Source organism: Bifidobacterium stellenboschense (assembly GCF_000741785.1).
Lineage (GTDB): Bacteria > Actinomycetota > Actinomycetes > Actinomycetales > Bifidobacteriaceae > Bifidobacterium > Bifidobacterium stellenboschense.
This window is the reverse complement of record NZ_JGZP01000005.1, coordinates 73,632-95,874: the sequence shown is the minus strand read 5'-3', so window position 1 is coordinate 95,874 and position 22,243 is coordinate 73,632. Positions and strand designations below refer to the sequence as shown.

Genomic DNA, 22,243 nt, shown 5'->3' with positions numbered 1-22,243 from the left:
TTCGGACGCCGCGGCCGAGGGCGGCTCGGCTGCCGGTGGTGCGGGCGGCGCCAGCAGGCCGTCGTCCTGCGGCTGCGGCTTGAACTTCGCGTCCGGATCGTCGGGTGCATCGGCCGCGGCGGGCGCGTCGGCCGGGGCGATCACCGTCGTCTCCGTGGCGTCGGCTTCAGCGGCGGCTCCGGCGACGTCGGCGCCCTGCGCGTTCCGGCGGCGCTCCTTCTCCGCCTCCGCTTCGAGATCCAATCCCTTGCCCCACGTGAGCGTCGTCTCGACGGGCGCGAACGCCTCTCCGTAACGGCCGGTGCGGCCGGAATGCACGGACTGGGCGAGACGGGCGATGCCCTCGTCGCCGTCCATCGCGCCGGCCGCGACCGCGCCCGCCTCGATGGCGGCGTGCGCGTCCATACGTTCGGTCGCGTCCGCGCTGTCCGCGCGGAACCGCTCGTCCGCGCCGATCGCCTGATGCGCCTTCGACGTGACCTCCGCGTCCGGGAAGTACGTGGACGAATCGTAGGAGCCGTGCTCCTCGTCGCGCACGATGCGGCCCGTGTGCAGTTCGACGACGCGCTTGCGCATCGAGTTGACGATCTCCTCGTTATGCGTCGCCATGACGACGGTGGTGCCGGTACGGTTGATCGCGTCGAGCACCTCCATGATGCCGAGCGACGTGGTCGGATCGAGGTTGCCAGTCGGCTCGTCGGCCAGCAGGATCTGCGGATGGTTCACGTAGGCGCGGGCGATGGCCACGCGCTGCTGCTCGCCGCCGGACAGCTCGTGCGGGTAGTTCTGCTCCTTGCCTGTGAGGCCCACCGTCTCCAGCACCTTCGGCACCATCGACTTGATGGCGGACCGGCGCGTGCCGATTACTTCGAGCGCGAACGCGACGTTCTGCCACACGGTCTTGTTGTTGAGCAGCTTGTAGTCCTGGAACACGAAGCCGATGGTGCGGCGGTACTGCGGCACCTGCCGGTCGGAGATGCGCCGGAGGTCGTTGCCGGCCACGCGGATCTCGCCGTCCGTGGCCTCCTCCTCGCGCAGCAGCAGGCTCAGCAGCGTGGTCTTGCCGGAACCGGACGCGCCCACGAGGAACACGAAGTCGCCGCGCTCGATGTCGAGATTGATGTCGTCAAGCGCGGGACGCGTGCCCTTCGGGTAGATCTTGCTGACATGGTCCAATGAGATGAGTGCCATGAATCGCTTTCCTTGGAATGTGCGCGGGATGCGCGGATGGGATGCTTGGGGCCGGCTTGGGGCTAGGCCTCTTCCTTGGCGGCGCGGCGCTGCTCGTGACGCCAGCGGATGCCCGCCTGGATGAAGCCGTCGAGATCGCCGTCGAACACGGCCTGGGTCTGGCTGGTCTCGTAGCCGGTGCGCAGATCCTTGACCATCTGGTACGGGTGCAGCACGTAGGAGCGCATCTGATCACCCCAGCTGGCCTTGATGTCGCCGGCGAGCTCCTTCTTCTTCTTTGCCTCCTCCTCGTGGCGCAGCACGAGCAGTCGGGACTGGAGCACGGCCATGGCGGCGGCGCGGTTCTGGATCTGCGAACGCTCGTCCTGCATCGTCACGACGAGACCGGTGGGAAGGTGGGTGATGCGCACGGCCGAGTAGGTCGTGTTCACGCCCTGGCCGCCGGGGCCGGAGGAGCAGTACGTGTCGACGCGGATGTCGGTGTCCGGGATGTCGATGTGGTCGGTCGCCTCGACGAGCGGCACCACCTCGACGGCGGCGAAGCTGGTCTGACGGCGGCCCTGATTGTCGAACGGGGAGATGCGCACGAGACGGTGCGTGCCGCCCTCGACGCTCAGACGGCCGTACGCGTACGGCGCGTCCACCTGGAAGGTCGCGGACTTGATGCCCGCCTCCTCCGCATACGAGGTGTCCATCACCTTCGCCTTGAAGCCCATGCGCTCGCAGTAGCGCAGGTACATGCGCAGCAGCATCTGCGCGAAGTCGGCCGCGTCGACGCCGCCCGCGCCGGAGCGGATTGTCACCACGGCGGAACGCTCGTCGTACTCGCCGTCGAGCAGGGTCTGAATCTCCATCGCGGCGAGATCGTCGGCGATCGAGCCGAGCTCGGTCTGCGCCTCGTCGAGCGACTCCTGATCCTCCTCCTCGCGGCCGAGCTCGACGAGCGTCTCCACGTCGTCGATGCGGGAGGCCGCGGAGGTGAGCTTCTTCAACTGCGATTCGGCGGCGGACAGGCGACTCGTCACCTTCTGCGCGTTCTCCGGATCGTCCCACAGACCGGGGGCGGCCGCCTGCTGCTCGAGCTCGGCGATGTCCGCCTTCATGCGATCCACGTCCAGCGCCTTGGCGATGGAGTCGTACTTGGCGCGCACGTCGGCGATCGCCTGCGAATAATCAAATTCAGCCATCGTTGTCTACCTTATGTTTCATACCTTTGGAAAACCTTGGGATGCCGCCCGTCTTCGGGCCTCGTGCTCCCCTCCCCGTCCGGCGGATGCGCGACGCGCCTTTCGCCGCATGCCCCGCCGGCCGCGAACCTGCCGAGGGTATGCGAGGCTGGACGTCACGCGGGAACACGCGTGACGGGACGTCAAAGACCGGCGTAGATGGCGGGAACCACCAAGGAGATCAGCATGGCGGCGGCTATGACGATGCACACCGCGCGCACCATGGTGCGGCGGCGGCGCTCGCGGTTGCCGCGCTCATCCTGCTGATAGTCACTCACGATGCGCGATTGTACCCCATCGCTTGGTCAACGGCCCGGCGCACTCGGCCACGGGCGTAACGCGGCGCGTCTCACGCCGTAGAACACCCGTGGAACACCGTAGGGCACGCCCGTGAAACACCCCGTGGAACATCACTTGGGCAGGCGTCCGGCCTCCGACGCCCGCGCCGACTAAGGTGGGATGCGGAAGCAACCTGTATCCCAATGTATTAAGGAGCAATGCAGATGACTGATGAACGCACCGCGTACGGCTGGGGCCTGGCGAGCATCGACGCCGCCGGCAACACCCTGGACGTGTGGTATCCGAGCCTCGCGCTCGGTGCCGCGCCCGCCGAGGCGGACCGTCCGAACCACGACTTCGGCGTACTCGCCCACGACGAAGCCGACGCCCGCGGCGTGCGCCGCGTGCCCGTGTTCACCGTGAGCGATCTGGACGCGCCCGTCGCCAACGCCGAGGACGCCTACCTGAAGCTGCACCTGCTGAGCATGCGCCTCGCCAAGCCGAACACGCTCAACCTGGACGGCATCTTCGGCGCGCTCAACAACGTCGTGTGGACCAACTACGGCCCGTTCGCCGTCGAGGACTTCAACGCCCGCAAGGCCGACGTGGAGGCCGCCGCCACCGCGGCCGCCCAGTCGTTCGCCGCGAACGCCGGCCTGCCGGCCGCCGCCCCGGCCGCCTCGGTCAACGTGCTGGGCGTCGACAAGTTCCCGCGCATGATCGACTACGTCGTGCCGTCCGGCGTGCGCATCGGCGACGCCGACCGCGTGCGTCTGGGCGCCCACCTGTCCGAGGGCACCACCGTCATGCACGCCGGCTTCGTGAACTTCAACGCCGGCACGCTCGGCGTCTCGATGGTCGAGGGCCGCGTCTCGCAGGGCGTGGTCGTCGGCAACGGCTCCGACATCGGCGGCGGCGCCTCGATCATGGGAACCCTGTCCGGCGGCGGCAAGCTGCGCAATTCGATCGGCGAGCACTCCCTGCTCGGCGCGAACGCGGGCATCGGCATCTCCCTGGGCGACAACTGCGTCGTCGAGGCGGGCCTGTACGTGACCGCCGGCACCAAGGTCACCATCTGGGACAAGGCGAAGGCCGCCGCCGGCGAACCGCTCGAAGTCGTCAAGGGCGCGGACCTGTCCGGCAAGGACAACATCCTGTTCATCCGCAATTCGGTGAACGGCCGCATCGAGGCCCGCTACCGCAAGACCGGCATCGAACTCAACGCCAAGTTGCATAAGAACTGACCCATATCGGCCCCCGCTGGCGGGGGCTGTCCGCGTTAGCGGACTGGGGGTGGTCACGGCGGGAACATAAGCGTTCCGCCTGCGACCACCCCAGTCTCACTGCGTTCGACAGCCCCCGCTGGCGGGGGCCAAGTCATACGGCCGCCACTCAGCGGCGTGAATCCCGTACGGGCCGTTCATCGGCCCGCCAGCGGGTGCCACGTCGTTGCTACCGCTCTTCCAGCGGCACGTAATCCCGCTTGACGGCGCCGGTGTAGACCTGGCGCGGTCGGCCGATCTTGGTGGCCGGGTCGTCGAGCATCTCGCGGTACTGGGCGATCCATCCGGGGATGCGGCCCAGCGCGAACAGCGTGGTGAACATGGCCGGGTCGAAGCCGATCGCCCGGTAGATCAGGCCCGTGTAGAAGTCGACGTTCGGGTAGAGGTGGCGCGAGACGAAGTAGTCGTCGTGGAGCGCGATGTCCTCGAGCTCGGTGGCCACGTCGAACAGGGCGCGTTCGTCGGCCGGCAGCTTCGACGTGTCCTCGCGGTCCATGATCTTCTCGAGATACGTCTTGGCGATGGCCGCGCGCGGATCGTACGACTTGTAGACGCGGTGGCCGAGTCCGGAGATGCGGTGGCCGTCGCGCTTGGCGTCCTCGACGAACTCGCGCACCGACTTGCCGGAGTCGCGGATCGCCTTCAACTGGCGCAGGACGGCCTCGTTCGCGCCGCCGTGCAGCGGTCCGGACAGCGCGTTGACGCCGGCCGCGACCGCCGAATACAGGTTCGCGTGCGCGCTGCCGGCGATGCGCACGACCGACGTGGAGCAGTTCTGCTCGTGGTCGGCGTGGATGATGAGCAGGCGGCCGAGCGCGTGCACGTACAGCGGGTCGGATTCGAACGGCTCGTACGGCACGGCGAAGCACATGCGCAGGAAGTCGTCCACGTAGCCGCGCGCGTAGTCCGGGTACAGCATCGGCTCGTCACGGCGGCGGCGGAAGATGTACGAGACAATGGTGCGCACCTTCGCCATGATGATAATCGCCGATTCGTCGAGCTGGTCGGAGTCGGTGATGTCGGTCGTGTCCGGATAGAACGTGGCGAGCGCGTTGATCGCGGAGGCGAGCACGCTCATCGGATGCGCGGTGCGCGGGAACGAGCCCATGAACGTGCGGAAGTCCTCCCCCACCATCGTGCGGTGATTGATGGCGGAGACGAACTTCTCGTACTGCTCCTTGTTGGGCAGTTCGCCGTGGCGCAGCAGCCACGCGACCTCGAGGAAGTCGGAGTTCTCGCACAACTGCTCGATCGGGTAGCCGCGGTAGCGCAGGATCGAATGTTGGCCGTCGATGTACGTGATCTTCGACTCGCATTGCGCGGTGGTGAGGAAGCCGGGGTCGAGCGTCACCCAGCCGTCGTTGCGCAGTTTGGACACGACGATGCCGTCCGGTCCGACGGTGGCCTCGACGACCGGCAGCGTGTACTTGCTATCGTCGACGTTCAGCTGTGCTGTTGCCATGGGGTGACCTCATTCCTGTTCGATGTTGCCGGCCACCATAGCCGCCCCATGTTTCCACAGCCCCCCCATTGCCCACTACCCGGAACGCAAACAAATGCCCCCGCTGGATGGAACAGTCCTGTGGACTGTTCCATAGCAGTGCGCACCGCGCACGTCGCACATAACGTCGGGGGCTGTCGGCGAAGCGACTGGGGGTGGTCCCAAGGCCAACCGAGCCAAGAGACCACCCCAGTCCGTCCAAGGACGGACAGCCCCCGCCAGCGGGGGCGACGATACCGGCGGCCGTCGAATCGTCATCGACGGCACGAATGTCCCGCCGGCGGGGGCGACATGTCACGGCCACGCGTGCGCGCGACGACTCCCTACTCGCGCGTGGTGAGGATCACCGGGCCGTTTTCGGTGATGGCGATGGTGTGCTCGCTGTGGGCGCCGCGGGAGCCGTCCTCGGAGCGCAGGGTCCAGCCGTCCGTCGGATCCTGGTAGATCTCGTCGGTGGTCTTGAGGAACCACGGTTCGATGGCGATGACGAGGCCCGGGCGCAGCTTGTAGCCGTGGCGCGCCTTGCCGTCGTTCGGCACGTGCGGGTCGCCGTGCATGATGTGGCCGACGCCGTGGCCGCCGAATTCGAGGTTGATCGGGTAGCCGTATTCGCGTGCGATGTCGCCGATCGTGCTGGACACGTCGCCGAGGCGGTTGCCGGGCTGCGCGACTTCGATGGCGGCGGCGAGCGCCTCCTCGGTGCACTTGATGAGGCGCAGGTCCTCCGGATCCTTGTCCTTGCCGACCACGAAGCTGATGGCCGAGTCGCCCACCCAGCCGTCGACGCTGATCGCGAGGTCGAGGGAGACGAGGTCGCCGTCCTTGAGGTTGTAGTCGTAGGGCACGCCGTGGAGCACCGCGTCGTTGACGGAGGTGCAGATGTAGTGGGCGAACGGTCCGGTGCCGAAATCGGGCGCGTAGTCCACGTAGCAGGATTCGGCACCCTTGCGGTCGACGATCTTCTTGTGGACGAATTCGTCGATGTCGAGCAGGTTGGTGCCGACCTTCGTGTATTCCTTGAGTTCGCGCAGGATGGAGCCGACGAAACGGCCGGCGGGCTTCATCTCCTCGATTTCGCGAGGGGTCTTCAGTTCGATCATGAGACTTCCAGAATCTTTCTACCTAGGTTCCGATGGGCGGGAACGCCCTGTCGAGACTGGTTCTCACGATAGTGCGCCGCCTCGTCAATGCGTCACGCGTCGCGCCGCCCAGTCGCCGACCCATTGGATGACCTGGACGAGCGCGATGAGGATCACGACGATGGCGACGAGCACGCCGGTCTCGTAGCGGTTGTAGCCGTATTGGATGGCCATGTCGCCGATGCCGCCCGCGCCGATCGTGCCGACCATCGCCGAGTATCCGATCAGCGAGATCACGGTGAGCACGACGCCGCGGATGAACGAGGGCAACGCCTGCGGGAACACGGCACCGACGATGATCTGCGGGATGGTCGCGCCGGTGGAGACGGCCGCCTCCAGCAGTCCCGGATCGACTTCGCTGAACGCGCTTTCGGCGACGCGCGCGAAGAACGGCACGGCGGCGATGGACAGCGAGATCGCGCCGCCGGTGGGCGTGTACGGGTCGCCGATGAGCAGTTGGACGAGCGGGATGAGCACGACCATGAGGATGAGGAACGGCAGGGAGCGGATCGCGTTGACGATGAATCCGACGACCGTGTTCACGCCGGCGTGCGGCGTGAACAGACGGTTTTCGGTCACGTACAGCAGGAGCGCGATCAGCGTGCCGAGCACGACACCGATCACGGTGGCGACGACCACCATGTATGCGGTGTCGGCGAGCGCCTTGCCGAGATTGTCGTGGAGTATCTGCCATGTCGAGTCCATCGTCATGCCTCGCTTTCCGTATCGTCGCGCGCGCCGGCGGCCAGCGCGCGACGGTCGAGTTCCCGGTATCCGTAGACGCGCGCCCGCAACGCCGCCAGCGCGGCGGCGCGCGGCGCGTCGTCGCCGGAGACGAGCACGAGCAGCGTGCCGATGGCCTGCGCGCCGAAGTATTCGACGTTGGCGTGCAGCACGTCGATGGTCACGTCGTGCGCACGCGCGACCTCGCTGATGAGCGGTTCGAGCGCGTCGTCGCCTTTGTAGCGCAGTTCGACGATCGTGCCGGCGGGCAGCGCGGGGACGAGCTGCGGCGGCACGGCGACGCCGAGGTAGCGTTCGACGAGTGCGCGCGTCGTGTCGTGCGCGGGTTCGGCGAACACGTCGAACGTCGCGCCCTGTTCGACGATGCGTCCGTGCTCCATGACGGCGACGTGGTCGAACACGGTTTTGGCGACGTCGAGCTGGTGGGTGATGAACACGATGGTGATGCCGAGTTCGCGGTTGATGCGTTTGAGCAGCGCGAGGATCTCCTCGGTGGTTTCGAGGTCGAGCGCGCTGGTCGCCTCGTCGCACAGCAGGATCTCCGGCTTGTTGGCGAGCGCGCGTGCGATGGACACGCGCTGCTGCTGGCCTCCGGAGAGGCTGGACGGGTAGCTGTCCTCCTTGGATTCGAGTCCGACGAGCCGCAGCAGTTCGCCGATGCGCGCCTTGCGGCCGTCTTTCGGCCACCCGCCGGCCTTGAGCGCGAATGCGATGTTCTCGCCGACGGTGACGTTGCCGATCAGGTTGAATCCCTGGAAGATGAATCCGATGCGTTTGCGCAGGTCGCGCAGCGCGCCGCCTGTGAGGGCGGTCACGTCGCGCCCGTCGATGAGGACGCGGCCGGCGGTGGGGCGTTCGAGCAGGTTGATGGTGCGCACGAGCGTGGATTTGCCGGCGCCGGAGAAGCCGACGATGCCGTACACCTCGCCTTCGGCGACGGCGAGGCTCACGTCCTTCACCGCTTCGATGACGCGTCCGCGCTCGTGGAAGGTGACGGAGACGTGGTCGAGCGTGATGACGGCGGCGCCGCCGGAAGCGGTTCCGGCGGCGGTCGCGGTGGCTGTCGCGTTGGTGGTGGCCGTCATGCGCGCGTCACCAGGTCGTGGGCTTGCCGAAGTCGGCGAACTCGCTCTTGGCGATCGCCTGCTTGAATTCGTCGGAGACGAGCAGCGCCTTGACCTTCTTGCCGAAGTCGCCGTTCGCGTCCTTGGTGCGCACGACGAACACGTTGATCACGCCTTCGGACTGCTTCTCCATGGCGAGCGCCTGCTTGGGCTTGAGGCCGGCGGCCCAGGCGAAGTTGCCGGGCACGAGGCTCACGTCGACGCTGTCGAGCGCGCGGGCGAGCTGGGCGGCGTCGATCGGCTTGATGACGAGGTTCTTCGGGTTGGTGGCGATGTCGTTGACGGTGGCCTTGGTCGGGTCGACGTCGCCCTTGAGGGTGACGAGCCCCTGCTGTTCGAGCACACCGAGCGAACGGGCGAGGTTGCTGCCGTCGTTGGCGATGGCGACGGTGGAGCCGTCCTTGATCGCGTCGACGGACGTGAACTTCTTCGAGTAGATGCCGAGGCCGAGCGTGGGCACCTGGCCGAGGGAGGTCAGGTCGAGCTTGTTGTCGGCGGAGAACTTCTTCAGGTAGTTGATGTGCTGGAACAGGTCGGCCTGGATGGATCCGGAGGCGAGGGCCTTGTTCGGCTGCACGTAGTCGTTGAACAGTTTGGTGGTGAGCTCGTAGCCGTCCTTCTTGAGCAGCGGCGCGATCACCTTGGTGGTCATGTCGCCGTAGGGGCCGGGGGCGACGCCGACGACGATCTTCGTGGTCTTGCCGCTTGCCGGCTTGGCGATCGCGTCGGAGGCGGAGGTGCCGGCGGCGCTGGCGGAGCCGCAGGCGGCGAGTCCGGCGAGCGCGGCGATGGAGACGGCCGCGGCGATCACGCGGCGGGCGGTCGTGGCGAGCCGTGTGGCGCGGCCCGGCGTGGTGGCGATGATGGACATGATGATTCCCTTCTCTATGTGTGTGATGGCAAGTGTGTGGTTCCGCCGGCATGTGATGGCGCGTGCGTGGCGCACGGCCGTGACGGCGGGCGGTCACGCGGCGAGCGCGGCCGCCGTGTCCTTCGCGAGCCGGTCGGCGTTGCGCGCGGCCGCCTCGGCGATGTCGGGATGGTGGATCGCGTACGCCTGTTCGGCGAGATGCACCTCGTGGACGAGGAACTCGTTGAGCGGTGCCTCGGCGCCATGCTCACGGGCGAGCCGGGCGATGTAGCCGTTGATGTAGTCGACTTCGGTGGGCCGGCCCTTGGTGAGGTCCTGGTACATGGACGGATAGTGGAGCGGATGGGCGACGCCCGCGGTGTGCAGGATCGTCTCGACCTCCGTCTCGCGCGTGCCGAGCAGCGTGATGCCGGCCTTCTCGGCGGCCGTGTACGCCTCGTCGACGATTCGTTCGGTCATCCATCGCGCGCCGGGGTTCGCGTGGAACTGGCCGAAGCGGATCTCGTACATCGTGCACAGCGTGTTGAGCACGGAGTTGAACACGATCTTCGCGAGGCACATGCCGAGGAAGTCGTCGACGATGGTGGGGTTGAGGGTGGCGGCGGCGAAGTCGTCGTGGATCTCCTGTTCGAGCGGCGTGCGCCGCTCGTCCCACGCGCACATGTTCATCGCCTTCGCGTGCTTGCCGCCGGTGAAGTTCACGTCGCCCGGCCCGTACACGTAGGCTCCGATCAGTGCGGTGCCGCCGAAGATGCGGTCGCGGGAGAAATATTCGCCGAGTTTTTCGAAATGGCCGTAGCCGTTCATCGCGGAGAACACGACCTGGTGGTCGCGGAACAGCCCGGCGTGCGAGGCGCGTTTGAGGAATCCGTCGAGCTGCTGCTGTTTGACGAACACGATCCACACGTCCGGGTTCCCGTGGTAGTCCTCCGGATAGTGGATGTCGATGGGCACGAGGTGCCGGTCCTCGCCGTCCTGTGAGACGTAGACGCCGCCCTGTTCGCGGATCTTCTCGACGTTCGGCCTCCACGTGTCGATGAAGTCGACGTGCTTGTGCGCGAACTCCTGGAGCAGCACCCCGTATTGGATGCCCATGCCTCCCGAGCCGAGCACCGCGTATGATAATGCCACGGTAATCCCCTTCCCGTATTGGGTATGTGGTTCGACGCCGCGGTCACGCGTATCGTCCCGTCCGATCCGCTGACGGGCGGATGGACGAGGGATGCACGTGTCCCCACGCGTATCGTCGATTGTCCCGATTCACATCACATCGCCGGTTCCCCCGAACCTTGCGATGTGACTGCCACTATACGGGTGTTCCGCCGGCGAAATCCCGGCGTGGCTATAGAGACTTCTTATGGAACGCGCGACAACCCCTCAGCCCGGTCTGCAACCTGTCGTGCTTCGCGCAGCTGAGGGGTATTCGCGGCGGCTCCCACCTCACCGCTTCGGGAGGCGGCCGAAGGTGAAGGCGCGCACGAGGGCGGAGACGCCCATGACGACGAGCGCGCAGCCGGCGAAGACGACGAGCCAGACGGTGGAGCTGACCGGCGACAGGAGTATGACGAATCCGGCGACGATGGAGACGATCGCATACAGCACGGCCCATCCGGAGCTGGGGAGCCTCCACGATTCGACGAGCGCCATGAAGCCTTCGAGCATCCAGCCGATGCCGACGGTCATCGTGGCGAGCAGGGCGAGCGCCTGCCCGGAGACGGCCGCGTTCTTGAGCATGAGCAGGCCGCCGATGGTGAGCAGCACGCCGACGAGGATGTCGAGTACGCGCCATCCGCTCGGCAGGCCGAGTTCGACGATGGCGACGACGACGCGCACGAGTCCGGAGACCACGAGGTAGATGCCGAGCAGGACGGCCGCGATCTTCAGCGTGATGCCCGGCCAGAACAGCAGGGCCGCGCCGAGCACGACGGCGGCCACGCCGATCACGCCATAGAATCCGCGCACCCAGTTCTTCGCATGCTGCGGCAGCAGGCTTTCGATGAGTTTGAACGGGTCGACCGGCCGGCCGTTCCACGGGCCGCCGGCGGGGCCTCCGTTCCATCCCGACTGGCCTTGCGGGTTCTGCGGCCCCTGCTGACCGGCATATGGATTATTGCTCTGGTCCGCATACGGGTTGGCGTACGGGTCGCCGCCCCGGCCGGCCTGCGGTTGACGGGAATCAGGGTTCGTGTTCGTCATGATGACCTCCTTGCGTCCGGGTCGTCCAGTAATGTTCTCGCCACTATGCTAGACAGCCCGTCTAATTCCCACCACCATCACAATTGGTCATGTTGTCCAATATCACTCACGCCGTATCCGAACGCCCCGCATCCGAGCGTCCCGACACCCGAGTGCCCCGCACCCGAACGGCCCACGCCACCGGTCGAAGCCGCATGGCCGAGGCGACGGACACCGCGGGAGAACCTAGAATGGTACGGGGGTGGTCGAAATGACACAGCCGAAGGAACAGTCCAACGAAGGATCGACGCGCATCCGTCCCGCGGCGGTGGCGGGCGCATTCTACCCGGCCGACCGCGTGGCGCTGCAGCGGATGATCGACGGACAGCTCGACTACGGGCGCGAACTCGTCGCGAAACTCGCCGGCGCGGCCGCGAATCCATTGCCGCAGGGCGCGCCGAAAGCGGTGATTGTGCCGCACGCCGGATACGTGTACTCCGGCACGACGGCGGCGCTCGCCTACGCGCTGCTCGAACGCGGGCGCGGACGCATCACGCGCGCGGTGATCGTCGGGCCGACGCATCGCGTGGCGGTGCGCGGCGTCGCGGCCCCGAGCGCCGACGCGTTCGCCACGCCCCTCGGCGTGGTCTCCATCGACACGGACGCGGAGAAGCGCGCGTTGGAGCAGGCTCCGGCTCTGATCGTGAACGATCCGACGCACGCGCGGGAGCATGCGGTCGAAGTGCAGATCCCGTTCCTGCAGACCGTGCTCGGCCCGGATATCGAAATCGTGCCGTTGAATGCGGGCGATGCGAGCCCGCGCGAGGTGGGTGACGTGCTGCGCGCCCTGTGGGGCGGCCCGGAGACGGTGATCGTGATCAGCTCGGATTTGTCGCATTACCATCCGCAGGAGTACGCGCGGGCGCTCGACGACGCGACGATCGACGCGATCGGGCGGCTCGACGGCCCGATCCGTCCGAATCGCGCGTGCGGCGCGTATCCGGTCAACGGTCTGCTGGACGTGTTGACGCGCGGGCTGGCTCCGGCGGACCCGGCCGGCTCTTCGGCAGACGGCCCGGCCGGCACCGCCGGGGCGGCGTCGTCGTTTACGATGCGCCTGCTCGGCCGGTCCACTTCGGGCGATGACGGCGTAGTCGCGATTGCGGGCGAGGAACGCCCGGCGATGCGAAATCCGGATGAGGCGGTGGTCGGGTACGCGTCGTTCGCCGTATGGGAGGACGACGACCACCCCCAGTCGCTGCGCCGACAGCCCCCGACGTTATGTGCGACGTGCGCGATGCGCACTGCTATGGAACAGGCCACCGGACTGTTCCATCCAGCGGGGACGACGTGCGCGGTGTGCGCTGCTATGGAACAGGCCACCGGACTGTTCCATCCAGCGGGGGCGACGTGCGCGCCGACGCCGCTGATGCCATCGCCGACGCGAACGACTCCCTCACTGCCCACGCCGATGACGTCCATACCGATGACACCCACCCCGACGAGTCGCACGGCGACGTGTTGCTGCGGTTGGCTCGGGCGGCGATCCGCGAGCATCTCGGGTTGGATGACGGTGGCGCGGAATCCCCGGATTCCGTGAAGTCGATCATCGCGGCGCACCCGTGGCTGGACGAGCCGGGCGCGAGCTTCGTCACGTTGACGGAGGGCGGCGAGCTGCGCGGGTGCATCGGCACGTTGGAGGCGCATCAGCCGCTCGGCCGCGACGTCGCCGAGCATGCGGTGGATGCGGCGAGCCGCGATCCGCGCTTCCTCCCGGTCGCCGTCGAGGAGTACCCGTTGCTCGACGTGGAGGTGTCCGTGCTGTCGGAGCCGGAGCCGATCCTCGTCGTGACACCCGAATGGCGGCGCGACGACGACGGCCGCATGACCGCCGTCCCGTCGGAGCATCCGGTGCGCTCGCGCAACGAGCTGGAACGCGCGTTGCGCCCCGGCAAAGACGGTCTCATCCTCACCGAACGGGATGGGCGGCGTCGCGCCACGTTCCTGCCGCAGGTGTGGGAGCAGCTGCCGAATCCGCATGAGTTCGTCGCGCATCTGCTCGCCAAGGCCGGTCTGCCGGCGGCGCTCGACTGGCGGAACGGCGAGATCGTCTGCGAGCGCTACGAGGTGACCGCCCATGCCGACCACTGACCCGTCCCCCACCGCATCCGTCGCAGCGCACACCGCATCCGTCGCCCCCGCTGCCACCCCTCTCGCCCCCGCCGGATGGAACAGTCCTGTGGACTGTTCCATAGCAGTGCGCACCGCGCACGTCGCACATAACGTCGGGGGCTGTCGGCGAAGCCGACTGGGGGTGGTCCAGCACCCAACCGAACAAGACCCAACCCTCGGCCGCTGGCAAACACGCCTCACTGACGGCACGAACCGCGCGCGATGCGAGCTGTGCCCGCGCCGGTGCGTGCTGAAGCCCGGCCAGCGTGGGTTCTGCTTCGTGCGCTCGAACCATGATGGTGCAATCTACTCGGACACGTACGGCCGCAGTTCCGGGTTCGCCGTGGACCCGGTGGAGAAGAAGCCGCTCAACCATTTCCACCCGGGTTCGAGCGTCCTGAGTTTCGGCACGGCCGGCTGCAATTCCGCGTGCCGATTCTGCCAGAACTGGGACATCTCGCGTGCGCGCGACTTCGATCGTCTGGGCGTGGAGGCGTCGCCGGAGAAGATCGCGGCCGTCGCGGCCGACCGCGGCATCGGCTCGGTGGCGTTCACCTACAACGATCCGATCGTGTTCGCCGAGTATGCGATCGACACGGCGTGGGCGTGCCGGGAGCGCGGCGTCCATCCAATCGCGGTGACCGCCGGCTATATGGCCGCGCCGGCCCGCCCCGACTTCTACGCGGCGATGGACGCGGCGAACATCGACCTGAAAGGCTTCACCGAGGAATTCTACTGGAAGGCGACCGGCACGCACTTGAAGGACGTGCTCGACACGATCGATTATGCGGTGAACGAGGCGCGCACGCCGGACGGACGCCACGTGTGGGTGGAGTTGACGACGCTGCTCATCCCCGGTCTCAACGACGATGACGCGCAGCTGCACGCGGAGTGCGCGTGGATCCGCGAAACGCTCGGCCCGGACGTCCCGCTGCATTTCTCGGCGTTCCACCCGGCGTGGAGGATGACCGACGTGCCGCCCACGCCGCACGCGACGCTGACGCGCGCGCGGCGTATCGCGATGGCGGAGGGATTGCGGTACGTGTACACCGGCAACGTGCACGACCGTGAGGGCGACACCACGTTCTGCCCGAATCCGGAGTGCCGCGCCCCGCTCGTGGTCCGCGACTGGTACCGCATCATCGAGAACCGTCTGAGCGATACGGACGATGCGGCCAACGCCACGGTCACCGCCGACACCACCAATGACGGCGACACCGCCCGCTGCCCCGACTGCGGCGCCCCGATCGCCGGCCGCTGGTAATCGGAGTCGCCGGCTCACTGCACGTCGTTCAGCCCGTAGGCGACGGAGCCGGGTTGGATGTCGCCGGCCAGAAGCGTGTCCACGGTGACGATGTGGTATCCCTTCGCCTGCAATCCCTTGATGATGCCCGGCAGCGCCTTCACGGTTTCGGGGTTCCCGTCGCGCAGCGAGATGATCGATCCCGCATACGCGCCGTCGAGCGTGCGCTTCTCGATCTCGGCGGCGTCGAGTTTGCCCCAGTCGCCGGAATCCACGCCCCACAGGATCATCGCCTGTCCGCTCGCCTTCGCCTGCGAGCGCAGCGCGTCGCTCCAGGCGCCGTCCGGCGGCCGGAACAACGTGACCGGTTTGCCGGAAGCCGACGAGATCACCGAATCCGTGTCTTTGAACCATTTGGCGAGCTGGTCGGCGGGCATCGCGTGCATCTGCGTGTGCCGCCACGACATCGATCCGACGCTGTGCCCTTCCGCGGCCATGCGCCCCACGAGTTTCACGTTCGACCCGCTGACGAACTGCCCTTGCAGGAAGAACGTGGCGGGCACGCCGGCCGCCTTCAAGGCGTCGAGTACTTTGGGCGTGGTCTGCTTGTTCGGCCCGTCGTCGAAGGTGAGTGCCACGCAGTCGGTGAAATGGCAGTCGAGCGGCATCAGCGCGATCACCTTGGCCGTCGCCTCTGAGATCGGCTGAATCTGCTCGTTCACAGCGTCGCCCGCGTCGGACGGCGTCGTATCGAGCACGGATTGCGCCGTGTCGATTGCGTTCTTGAGCGTGTCTCGCGCCGTCTCGTCCGCCTTGCCCGCGGACCGGTCGTAGGCGAGTTTCGCGCGCGCGATGAGCGTGGTCAGCTGTTTGCGCGCGTCCTGCGCGTTCAACCCGTCCTTCATCTGCGTCAACGTGTCCGTGTCGTAGCGGATGGAGATGAGCCCGTCGGCCATGGCGCTCGCCGCGGCCGCGTACCGGTCGCCGAGCGCGGCGATGTCGGCGGTGCGCGCGTCCGCCGCGCAATCCTGTTCGGCGGGAGCGGTCACGTCGGCGTCGCGCATGGCGTCCATCTGCTGTTGGAGGCGTGCGCGCGAGTCGCTGCCGGTGAGCGACGCGGTCTCCTTGAGCAGCGCCGTCGCCTGCCGTGCGACGGGCGTGTAGCCGGTGAGCGTCTCCGTGTATTGCGCGCGCTCGCGGCGGCAGTAGGCGAGCGCGGACGCATGGTTGCGCGCGTTCAGGTCAAGGATCGAACGCGTGACGGCCACGCCGGCGAACACCGCTCCCGCCGCGAACGCCGCGACGAGCGCGACGACGAGCGGCTTCGGCCGCCGTCGTGCCGCCGTGGCCCCGCCATCTGCGCCGTTCGTGTCCGGCGTGCCCGTTATGCCCGTCGTGCCCGCGGACGTTGCTGCGTCCGCCGTCGGCGCATCCGCCGCGCCCGGCGTCGTGCCGTCGTCATACGGTTCCGCGGCGTCGTCGCCGAGCTCACGGAACATGTCGTCCGCATCGTCTTCCGCTTCATCGTCCGTGACGTCGCCACGTTCGATGTCGATTCGCGCGTCATCCGCGTCACCGATGTGCTTGTCATCCGCCATGACACCCTCCCCCGCGATGATTCCTCATCCCATTGTCCCACATGATGTGCGGGGCGGGAGGCTCGATGCCCCGCCCACGTCAACGAACGTGGACGGAGGAACCGCAACGGGAGCGGAGCGAACGTCCGTTACGGGCGCAACCGGTGACCGGCGGCGGTCAGAAGAGGGCGTCCTGGGCGAATTCGTCGCCGGGAGCCGCTTCCCCGGACGCACCTCCCGGCCCGAATCCACCATCGCCATCCGCACCCGGCTTGAACGCGGCGGCGCCGCGCTCCGCCAGCAGGTCGGAGGCGGCGGCGGACGCCTCCCTGAGGTCGCCGTCCAGGGCGACCGCGTCGGACGAGACCGTGAACATGCGGTTGTTGACGCCTTCGAGATACAGTCCGTCGAGCGATTCGACGCGTGAGAGCGCCACGTAGCCCATGCCGGGCGCGAACGTGCGTTTGAGATCCATGACGGCGCGGTCGAGCGTCATGCCCTGCGACTTGTGGATCGTGATGCCCCACGCGCAGCGCAACGGCACCTGCGAGACGGAGGCGAGCACGGTGTCGCCGTCCATCATCTCCCATGTGGCGGGTTTCATCGTGACGATGTTGCCGTTCTCGAATTCGACGATCGGCCAGCCGCCCTTGTTCTCGTTCGCGAATCCGCGCACGGTGCCGAGCGAACCGTTCACATACTGGTGGTCGGCGTCGTTGCGCAGGGCCATGACGGCCGCGCCTTCCTTGAGCACGAGCCGTTCGGGCGCGAGCATGTTGCGTTTGAGCCGTTCGACGAGATGCGCCGGCCCCGCCTGCTGCGCGTAAAACTCATGCGGGTCGAGCATGATGTTCGCGAGCCTGAGGTCGTTGAGATTGTCGGCCTGCCGGTTCACGGGGAACAGGTGCGTGGCGACGACGCCCGGTTCGGGCGCGACGCCGAGCCGCGTGACGAGCACGTCACGGTCGGCGTTGTCGACGCGGCTTTCGCGAATGTGCGTGAGTACGGTGAGGAGGCGGCCGTCGTCCTGACGATGCTGTTCGGTCAGATAGCAGACGACCGGATCGAGCTCCGGCCAGACCAATGATTCGGTGACGAAGCCCTCCGGGTTGAGTCCGGCGCGCGCGTAACGTTCGCGCGACGCCGTGAACTCGGGGCTCGGCGGGATCACGTCACGGTTGCGGCCGGACACGGAGACGGGCGGCAGCTGGAACAGGTCGCCGGAAAGCACGACCTGCAGGCCGCCGAACGGGCGCGGATCGCGGCGTATCTCGCGGCACACCTGATCGACCATGTCGAACAGCCATGCGTGCAGCATCGACACCTCGTCGATGACGAGCACATCGGTCGCCTGGATCTTGCGTTTGCGCCGTGTCTTGATGGTCTTGAGCAGTTTCGCGTCGAGCACGGTGGCGAGGCCGACGCCGCTCCACGAGTGGATGGTCTGCCCGTCGACGTGCGTGGCGGCGATGCCGGTCGAGGCGGTCACGGCGACGCTCGCGCCGTCCGCGCGGGCCTCGCGGATGAACTCGTTCAACGCGTACGTCTTGCCCGCGCCGGGCGCGCCCGTCAGGAACACGTTCGCCCCGGCGTTGAGAATCGCCAACGCCTCGGATTGTCTCATGGACTTCCTTCCTGCTCCCGCGGCCTGATGGTCGCCCCGGTGGCCTCTGTGCTGACAACATCATTGCCCCCGCTGGCGGGGGCTCCCGGCGAAGCCGGGTGGGGGTGGCCGCCGGGAACCGCTCAGGCGTTGAGGCTGGTGGCGACGATGTGGTCGCGGATGCGCGCGGCTTCGGCGGCGTCCGGGCCGGGGGCGGCGGCCATGACGGCCTCACGGTAGTAGCGCAGCTCGTCAAGCGATTCGATGATGTCGGCGAGGGCGCGGTGGCCGCCGTTCTTCGGCGGGCGGTTCTCGTACACGGCCGGGTACCAGCGACGGGCGAGCTCCTTGAACGTGCTCACGTCGATGCTGCGGTAGTGCAGGTGGCTCATCAGGTTCGGCATGTAATGGTCGAGGAACTTCTTGTCCGAGCCGATCGTGTTGCCGGCGAGCAGCGGCTTGACGCCGTCCGGCGTGAAGCGCAGCACGTACTCGGTGACCTTCTTCTCGGCCTCTTCGAGCGTGAGACCATGCTCCCACTCGTTGATGAGACCGGAGCGGGTGTGCATCTGGCGCACGAAATCGTTCATGTGCGCCACGGCCTTGTCGCTCGGCTTGATGACGTAGTCGACGCCCTCGTCGAGAACGTTCAGGTCGAAGTCGGTGGGCACGACGGACACTTCGACGAGCTCGTCGCCGCCGAAGATGTCGAGTCCGGTCATCTCGCAGTCGATCCAGATGAGGCGGGAACCCTCCGCCGTGTACGTCTCCGCGTCATGCGCGTCCACCATCATGTGCCTCTTTCCTAGTTAGCCTATGCCTGAGCAGAACAGTACAGACTATACCGCGCGACGGACGGAGGGTCCGGCACCGTCTCCCTCGTCAGAGGGGCCAAAACAGTGCTTGAAAAAGGCGTGGGCCCCGCCGGTTGGAAACGGCGGGGCCCACTGTTGGAAAGGGAATGAAGGGAAGTGTGGTCTCTCCCGCGGCCCGTTCCTGACGGGCCGTAGGAGAAGTGCGATGCGTGTTACTTGACGCGCTTGATGCCGAGGACGGCGATCGCGGCGATCGCGGCCATGGCGATGGCGGTCGGGAACACGAAGGTGTAGGAGTGGGTGGCGGCGACGATGCTGGAGGTGATCGCCACGCCGATGGCCTGGCCGGCGCAGGTGGCGATGTTCATGAAGCCGAGGTCCTTGCCGGCGGTCTCCTTGTTCGGCAGGACGTCCACGTTCAGCGCCTGGTCGACGGACAGGTACATGCCGTAGCCGAAGGAGGCGATGCCGCCGAAGAGGAACATGCCCATCTCGGTCGGGAAGATCCACGGCATGGCCAGGCCGATGGCGAACACGGCGCAGGCGACGGCGATCGGGGCCTTGCGGCGGTGGAGGGCGTCGGCGATCGGGCCGGAGATGAGGGAGGCGACCAGGGAGGCGACCATGGTGAGCGTGGAGATGATCATCATGGCGTTGGCGGCCTGCTTGTCGGAGTCGCCGATGTGGTCGGTCAGGATGTACAGCTGGTAGCTGAAGATCATCTGGTAGGCGACGATGAGGCAGGTGCGGCAGATGAACGCGCGGTAGAAGTCGCCGCAGTTCTTGAGCGGCGGGGTGAGGGATTCGAGGATGACCTTGCCCATGGACTTGGAGGTGTCCTTCGGCATGTCCTTGCTGGACGGCTCCTTCGGGGTGAGGAAGACGGCGAGCAGGCCGGCGGCGAGGGCGCACAGGCCGGTGCAGACGAAGCCGAGTTCGACGTTCTCCATGAAGCGGGAGCCGATGAGCGTGCCGATGCCCTGGCCGATCACGCCGCCGCCGCCGATGGCCGCGGAGACGGTCGCACGGTTGGATTCCTCGACGCGGTCGGAGATGAGGGCGTAGATCGGGGCCTGCACCATGTTGAGGCCGACGAGGGCGAGCACGTAGAAGATGCCGATGAGCACGGCGGTGGACGGACGGCTCAGCGACCAGAAGCACACGCCGTAGATGAACGCGCCGGTGAAGATCCACGGGGTGCGCTTGCCCCACTTGCTGCGCGTGCGGTCGGACAGGGCGCCGATGAACAGGGCGATGAAGATGGAGGCGATGGAGCCGGCGGAGTTGATCGCGCCGAGGGCGGCGGTCGACTCGACGGCACCCATGCCGAGGTCGGCGCGCAGTCGCTGCGGGACCAGCACGGACATGGTGCCGAAGAAGGCGACGCCGGACAGGACGGCGAAGGCCATGAAGCCGGCGACGTAGCGCCACTTCTCGGTCGGGGTGTTGCGGATCGGTGCCGCTTCTGTTGTTGTCATGGTTTCTTTCCTTTTTCTCTGCGTTGAGTTTTGGGTAAGTCTTTGAGAGGCTCAGGCGAGCTGGATCCAGGCGGAGGTGTCCTGGGGGAGCTTGCCGTCGTCGGTCAGCGGGCCGGAGGTGAGGAGCACCTCGCCGGCGGGCAGGTCGACCGGGTCGGCGCCGAAGTTGGTGATCGACGCCCATCCGTTGGCGCGCTTGTAGGCGATGGTGCCGCCGGTGAAGCCGTTCGCGCCGTCCGGCTTGCCCGTGGAACGGTCCTCGGGCAGCCATTCGAGGCTCAGGTCGTTGGTCTGCAGCTTGTGGCGCAGTTCCAGCGTGCGGCGGTACAGGTTGAGCATCGAGTCCGGATCGGCGGCTTCCTTGTCGGCGGCGAAGTCCGCGTACCAGGCCGGCTGCGGCAGGTGGGCCTCCTCGGCCGGGGTGCCGTCCGCCTTGGTGGCGGGGGTGAAGCCGTAGGAATTCGCCGGATCGGCCGTCCACGGCAGCGGCACGCGGCAGCCGTCGCGGCCCTTGGTGGACGCGGCCTGCGAGGTGCGGTGGCCGGACGGGTCCTCGACGCGGTCCCACGGGATGTCCGCCACTTCGAACAGGCCGAGCTCCTCGCCCTGGTAGACGTAGGCGGAGCCGGGCAGCGCCATCTCCATGAGGATCGCGGCACGGGCGCGGCGGGTGCCGGCCTCCTTGTCGAGCGGGTAGGTGGTGCCGTCGCGCAGCACCCAGTCCTTGGCGAGCTGGTGGTATTCGCTGGTGGGCACCTGCGGCAGGCCGTAGCGGGTGGCGTGGCGCACCACGTCGTGGTTGCTCATCACCCACGTGGCGGAGGAGCCGGAGCGTTCGGCGCTTTCGATGCCCTCCTCGATGGCCTGGTGCATGTTGTCGCGGATCCAGTCCTTCTTGGCGAACTCGAAGTTGAAGATCTGGCCGAGGTCGTCCGGGCTGGCGTACAGGTACTGGCGGTTGGGCTGCACCCACGCCTCGGCGACGGCGAACGCCGGCGGGTTGTACTCGTTGAAGACCTTGCGCCACTCGTGGTAGATCTCGTGGACCTCGTCGCGGTCGATGACCGGGTGGGAGCCGTCGTCCGGCTGGTCGGAGGTGCACCACACGACGTAGTTGTCAAGGTCGTCGCGGTCGAGGTCCTTGGCCAGGCCGTGGGCGACGTCCACGCGGAAGCCGTCGGCGCCGTGGTCGAGCCAGAATCGCAGGGTCTTGAGGAAGTCCTCGCGCACCTCGCGGTTGTTCCAGTTCCAGTCGGGCTGTTCCTTGGTGAACATGTGCAGGTACCACTGGCCGTCGGGTACGCGGGTCCAGGCCGGGCCGCCGAAGTGGTTCTCCCAGTTGCTCGGCGGGATGTCGCCGTTCGGCCCCTTGCCATCGCGGAAGATGTAGCGGTCGCGCTCCGGGGAGCCGGGGGCGGCGGCGAGCGCCTCCTTGAACCACGGATGCAGGTTGGAGGAGTGGTTGGGGACGATGTCGACGACGACCTTGATGTTCCGTTCGTGCGCAGCCTTGGCGAGCGCGTCGAAGTCGTCCATGGTGCCGAGCTTCGGGTCGACGTTGCGGTAGTCGTCCACGTCGTAGCCGCCGTCGGCGAGCTGGGAGGGGTAGAACGGGCTGAGCCAGATGGCGTCGACGCCGAGATCGGCGAGGTAGTCGATCTTCTCGGTGACGCCGGCGATCTGACCGAGGCCCTCGCCCTTGGTGTCCTTGAAGCTACGCGGATAGACCTGATAGACGACCGCCTGCTTCCACCACAGGGCGGGATCGGTGGCTTCGACCATGTGTTCCTCCTTGAATACAAACGCTTGCAAGCAAGCGTTT

The 22,243-nt window shown here is 67.3% G+C and carries 19 protein-coding genes; 4 read left to right on the top strand and 15 right to left on the bottom strand.

Annotation, left to right across the window (positions count from 1 at the left end; translation table 11 throughout):
• From ftsE to BSTEL_RS12865, 3 genes are all read right to left on the bottom strand, one after another.
• The coding region (gene ftsE, locus BSTEL_RS02515) for a cell division ATP-binding protein FtsE (protein WP_034526712.1) at window positions 1-1,191 on the bottom strand (1,191 nt) is incomplete at its 3' end.
• A gap of 62 nt (window positions 1,192-1,253) precedes the next feature.
• A complete protein-coding gene (gene prfB / locus BSTEL_RS02510; RefSeq protein WP_034526710.1) occupies window positions 1,254-2,378 on the bottom strand; it encodes a peptide chain release factor 2 in 1,125 nt (374 codons plus the stop codon).
• A gap of 182 nt (window positions 2,379-2,560) precedes the next feature.
• Window positions 2,561-2,695 carry a hypothetical protein gene (locus BSTEL_RS12865; protein WP_274518530.1) on the bottom strand — a complete coding sequence of 45 codons (135 nt, stop codon included), beginning with the start codon at window positions 2,693-2,695 and terminating at the stop codon, window positions 2,561-2,563.
• A 225-nt stretch (window positions 2,696-2,920) separates the two neighbouring features.
• Here BSTEL_RS12865 and dapD point away from each other — a divergent pair, with 225 nt between their 5' ends.
• Window positions 2,921-3,940, top strand: a complete 1,020-nt coding sequence (gene dapD, locus BSTEL_RS02505; protein WP_034526760.1) for a 2,3,4,5-tetrahydropyridine-2,6-dicarboxylate N-succinyltransferase — start codon at window positions 2,921-2,923, stop codon at window positions 3,938-3,940.
• Window positions 3,941-4,148: 208 nt separating this feature from the next.
• On the opposite strand, the gene BSTEL_RS02500 is transcribed toward dapD, so the two are convergent.
• The 7 genes from BSTEL_RS02500 to BSTEL_RS02470 all read right to left on the bottom strand — a co-directional run bounded on the left by BSTEL_RS02500 (window position 4,149) and on the right by BSTEL_RS02470 (window position 11,554).
• A complete protein-coding gene (locus tag BSTEL_RS02500) occupies window positions 4,149-5,441 on the bottom strand; it encodes a citrate synthase (protein ID WP_034526708.1) in 1,293 nt (430 codons plus the stop codon).
• A gap of 362 nt (window positions 5,442-5,803) precedes the next feature.
• Window positions 5,804-6,580 (bottom strand): type I methionyl aminopeptidase, encoded by a 777-nt coding sequence (gene map / locus BSTEL_RS02495; RefSeq protein WP_034526706.1) that lies wholly within the window; start codon window positions 6,578-6,580, stop codon window positions 5,804-5,806.
• An 84-nt stretch (window positions 6,581-6,664) separates the two neighbouring features.
• Window positions 6,665-7,324 carry a methionine ABC transporter permease gene (locus BSTEL_RS02490; protein WP_034526758.1) on the bottom strand — a complete coding sequence of 220 codons (660 nt, stop codon included), beginning with the start codon at window positions 7,322-7,324 and terminating at the stop codon, window positions 6,665-6,667.
• Between the two features lie 2 nt (window positions 7,325-7,326).
• Window positions 7,327-8,448 (bottom strand): methionine ABC transporter ATP-binding protein, encoded by a 1,122-nt coding sequence (locus BSTEL_RS02485; protein WP_084686066.1) that lies wholly within the window; start codon window positions 8,446-8,448, stop codon window positions 7,327-7,329.
• A 7-nt stretch (window positions 8,449-8,455) separates the two neighbouring features.
• Window positions 8,456-9,358, bottom strand: a complete 903-nt coding sequence (locus BSTEL_RS02480) for a MetQ/NlpA family ABC transporter substrate-binding protein (protein WP_051922784.1) — start codon at window positions 9,356-9,358, stop codon at window positions 8,456-8,458.
• Between the two features lie 93 nt (window positions 9,359-9,451).
• Window positions 9,452-10,489 carry a ketopantoate reductase family protein gene (locus tag BSTEL_RS02475; RefSeq protein WP_274518529.1) on the bottom strand — a complete coding sequence of 346 codons (1,038 nt, stop codon included), beginning with the start codon at window positions 10,487-10,489 and terminating at the stop codon, window positions 9,452-9,454.
• A 309-nt stretch (window positions 10,490-10,798) separates the two neighbouring features.
• A complete protein-coding gene (locus BSTEL_RS02470) occupies window positions 10,799-11,554 on the bottom strand; it encodes an HdeD family acid-resistance protein (protein WP_084686065.1) in 756 nt (251 codons plus the stop codon).
• 250 nt (window positions 11,555-11,804) lie between these two features.
• Here BSTEL_RS02470 and amrB point away from each other — a divergent pair, with 250 nt between their 5' ends.
• Genes amrB through amrS form a run of 3 tightly spaced genes read left to right on the top strand, consistent with a single transcriptional unit; the run spans window position 11,805 to window position 14,969 of the window.
• A complete protein-coding gene (gene amrB, locus BSTEL_RS11320; RefSeq protein WP_156963130.1) occupies window positions 11,805-13,133 on the top strand; it encodes an AmmeMemoRadiSam system protein B in 1,329 nt (442 codons plus the stop codon).
• Window positions 13,052-13,684: an AmmeMemoRadiSam system protein A gene (gene amrA, locus BSTEL_RS12410; RefSeq protein ID WP_238567606.1), complete on the top strand. Its 633-nt coding sequence runs from the start codon at window positions 13,052-13,054 to the stop codon at window positions 13,682-13,684. The genes amrB and amrA overlap by 82 nt, the downstream gene beginning before the upstream one ends.
• Entirely contained in the window at window positions 13,671-14,969 is a 1,299-nt protein-coding gene (gene amrS, locus BSTEL_RS02455; RefSeq protein WP_274518528.1) for an AmmeMemoRadiSam system radical SAM enzyme, read from the top strand. Before amrA ends, amrS begins: the two co-directional genes overlap by 14 nt.
• Window positions 14,970-14,983: 14 nt before the next feature.
• Here amrS and BSTEL_RS11315 read toward each other — a convergent pair whose 3' ends face one another.
• The 5 genes from BSTEL_RS11315 to BSTEL_RS02430 form a co-directional block, all read right to left on the bottom strand.
• Entirely contained in the window at window positions 14,984-16,546 is a 1,563-nt protein-coding gene (locus BSTEL_RS11315; protein WP_051922781.1) for a polysaccharide deacetylase family protein, read from the bottom strand.
• Window positions 16,547-16,703: 157 nt separating this feature from the next.
• Window positions 16,704-18,149: a DEAD/DEAH box helicase gene (locus BSTEL_RS02445; protein WP_034526703.1), complete on the bottom strand. Its 1,446-nt coding sequence runs from the start codon at window positions 18,147-18,149 to the stop codon at window positions 16,704-16,706.
• Between the two features lie 122 nt (window positions 18,150-18,271).
• A complete protein-coding gene (orn, locus tag BSTEL_RS02440; protein WP_034526742.1) occupies window positions 18,272-18,919 on the bottom strand; it encodes an oligoribonuclease in 648 nt (215 codons plus the stop codon).
• Window positions 18,920-19,155: 236 nt separating this feature from the next.
• Complete coding sequence (locus BSTEL_RS02435) at window positions 19,156-20,421, bottom strand: MFS transporter (RefSeq protein ID WP_034526701.1); 1,266 nt, start codon at window positions 20,419-20,421, stop codon at window positions 19,156-19,158.
• A 51-nt stretch (window positions 20,422-20,472) separates the two neighbouring features.
• Window positions 20,473-22,203, bottom strand: a complete 1,731-nt coding sequence (locus BSTEL_RS02430) for a glycoside hydrolase family 13 protein (RefSeq protein ID WP_034526700.1) — start codon at window positions 22,201-22,203, stop codon at window positions 20,473-20,475.
• Between the last annotated feature and the right edge of the window lie 40 nt (window positions 22,204-22,243).

What these genes read in the sequence shown, in the direction of transcription:
- BSTEL_RS02490 (WP_034526758.1), bottom strand. Translation starts at nt 7,324, where the DNA reads ATGGACTCGACATGGCAGATACTCCACGACAATCTCGGCAAGGCGCTC.
- BSTEL_RS02430 (WP_034526700.1), bottom strand. Translation starts at nt 22,203, where the DNA reads ATGGTCGAAGCCACCGATCCCGCCCTGTGGTGGAAGCAGGCGGTCGTC.
- dapD (WP_034526760.1), top strand. Translation starts at nt 2,921, where the DNA reads ATGACTGATGAACGCACCGCGTACGGCTGGGGCCTGGCGAGCATCGAC.
- BSTEL_RS02470 (WP_084686065.1), bottom strand. Translation starts at nt 11,554, where the DNA reads ATGACGAACACGAACCCTGATTCCCGTCAACCGCAGGCCGGCCGGGGC.
- amrS (WP_274518528.1), top strand. Translation starts at nt 13,671, where the DNA reads ATGCCGACCACTGACCCGTCCCCCACCGCATCCGTCGCAGCGCACACC.
- BSTEL_RS02435 (WP_034526701.1), bottom strand. Translation starts at nt 20,421, where the DNA reads ATGACAACAACAGAAGCGGCACCGATCCGCAACACCCCGACCGAGAAG.
- BSTEL_RS02480 (WP_051922784.1), bottom strand. Translation starts at nt 9,358, where the DNA reads ATGTCCATCATCGCCACCACGCCGGGCCGCGCCACACGGCTCGCCACG.
- BSTEL_RS02445 (WP_034526703.1), bottom strand. Translation starts at nt 18,149, where the DNA reads ATGAGACAATCCGAGGCGTTGGCGATTCTCAACGCCGGGGCGAACGTG.
- BSTEL_RS02485 (WP_084686066.1), bottom strand. Translation starts at nt 8,448, where the DNA reads ATGACGGCCACCACCAACGCGACAGCCACCGCGACCGCCGCCGGAACC.
- BSTEL_RS02500 (WP_034526708.1), bottom strand. Translation starts at nt 5,441, where the DNA reads ATGGCAACAGCACAGCTGAACGTCGACGATAGCAAGTACACGCTGCCG.
- prfB (WP_034526710.1), bottom strand. Translation starts at nt 2,378, where the DNA reads ATGGCTGAATTTGATTATTCGCAGGCGATCGCCGACGTGCGCGCCAAG.
- orn (WP_034526742.1), bottom strand. Translation starts at nt 18,919, where the DNA reads ATGGTGGACGCGCATGACGCGGAGACGTACACGGCGGAGGGTTCCCGC.
- BSTEL_RS11315 (WP_051922781.1), bottom strand. Translation starts at nt 16,546, where the DNA reads ATGGCGGATGACAAGCACATCGGTGACGCGGATGACGCGCGAATCGAC.
- amrB (WP_156963130.1), top strand. Translation starts at nt 11,805, where the DNA reads ATGACACAGCCGAAGGAACAGTCCAACGAAGGATCGACGCGCATCCGT.
- map (WP_034526706.1), bottom strand. Translation starts at nt 6,580, where the DNA reads ATGATCGAACTGAAGACCCCTCGCGAAATCGAGGAGATGAAGCCCGCC.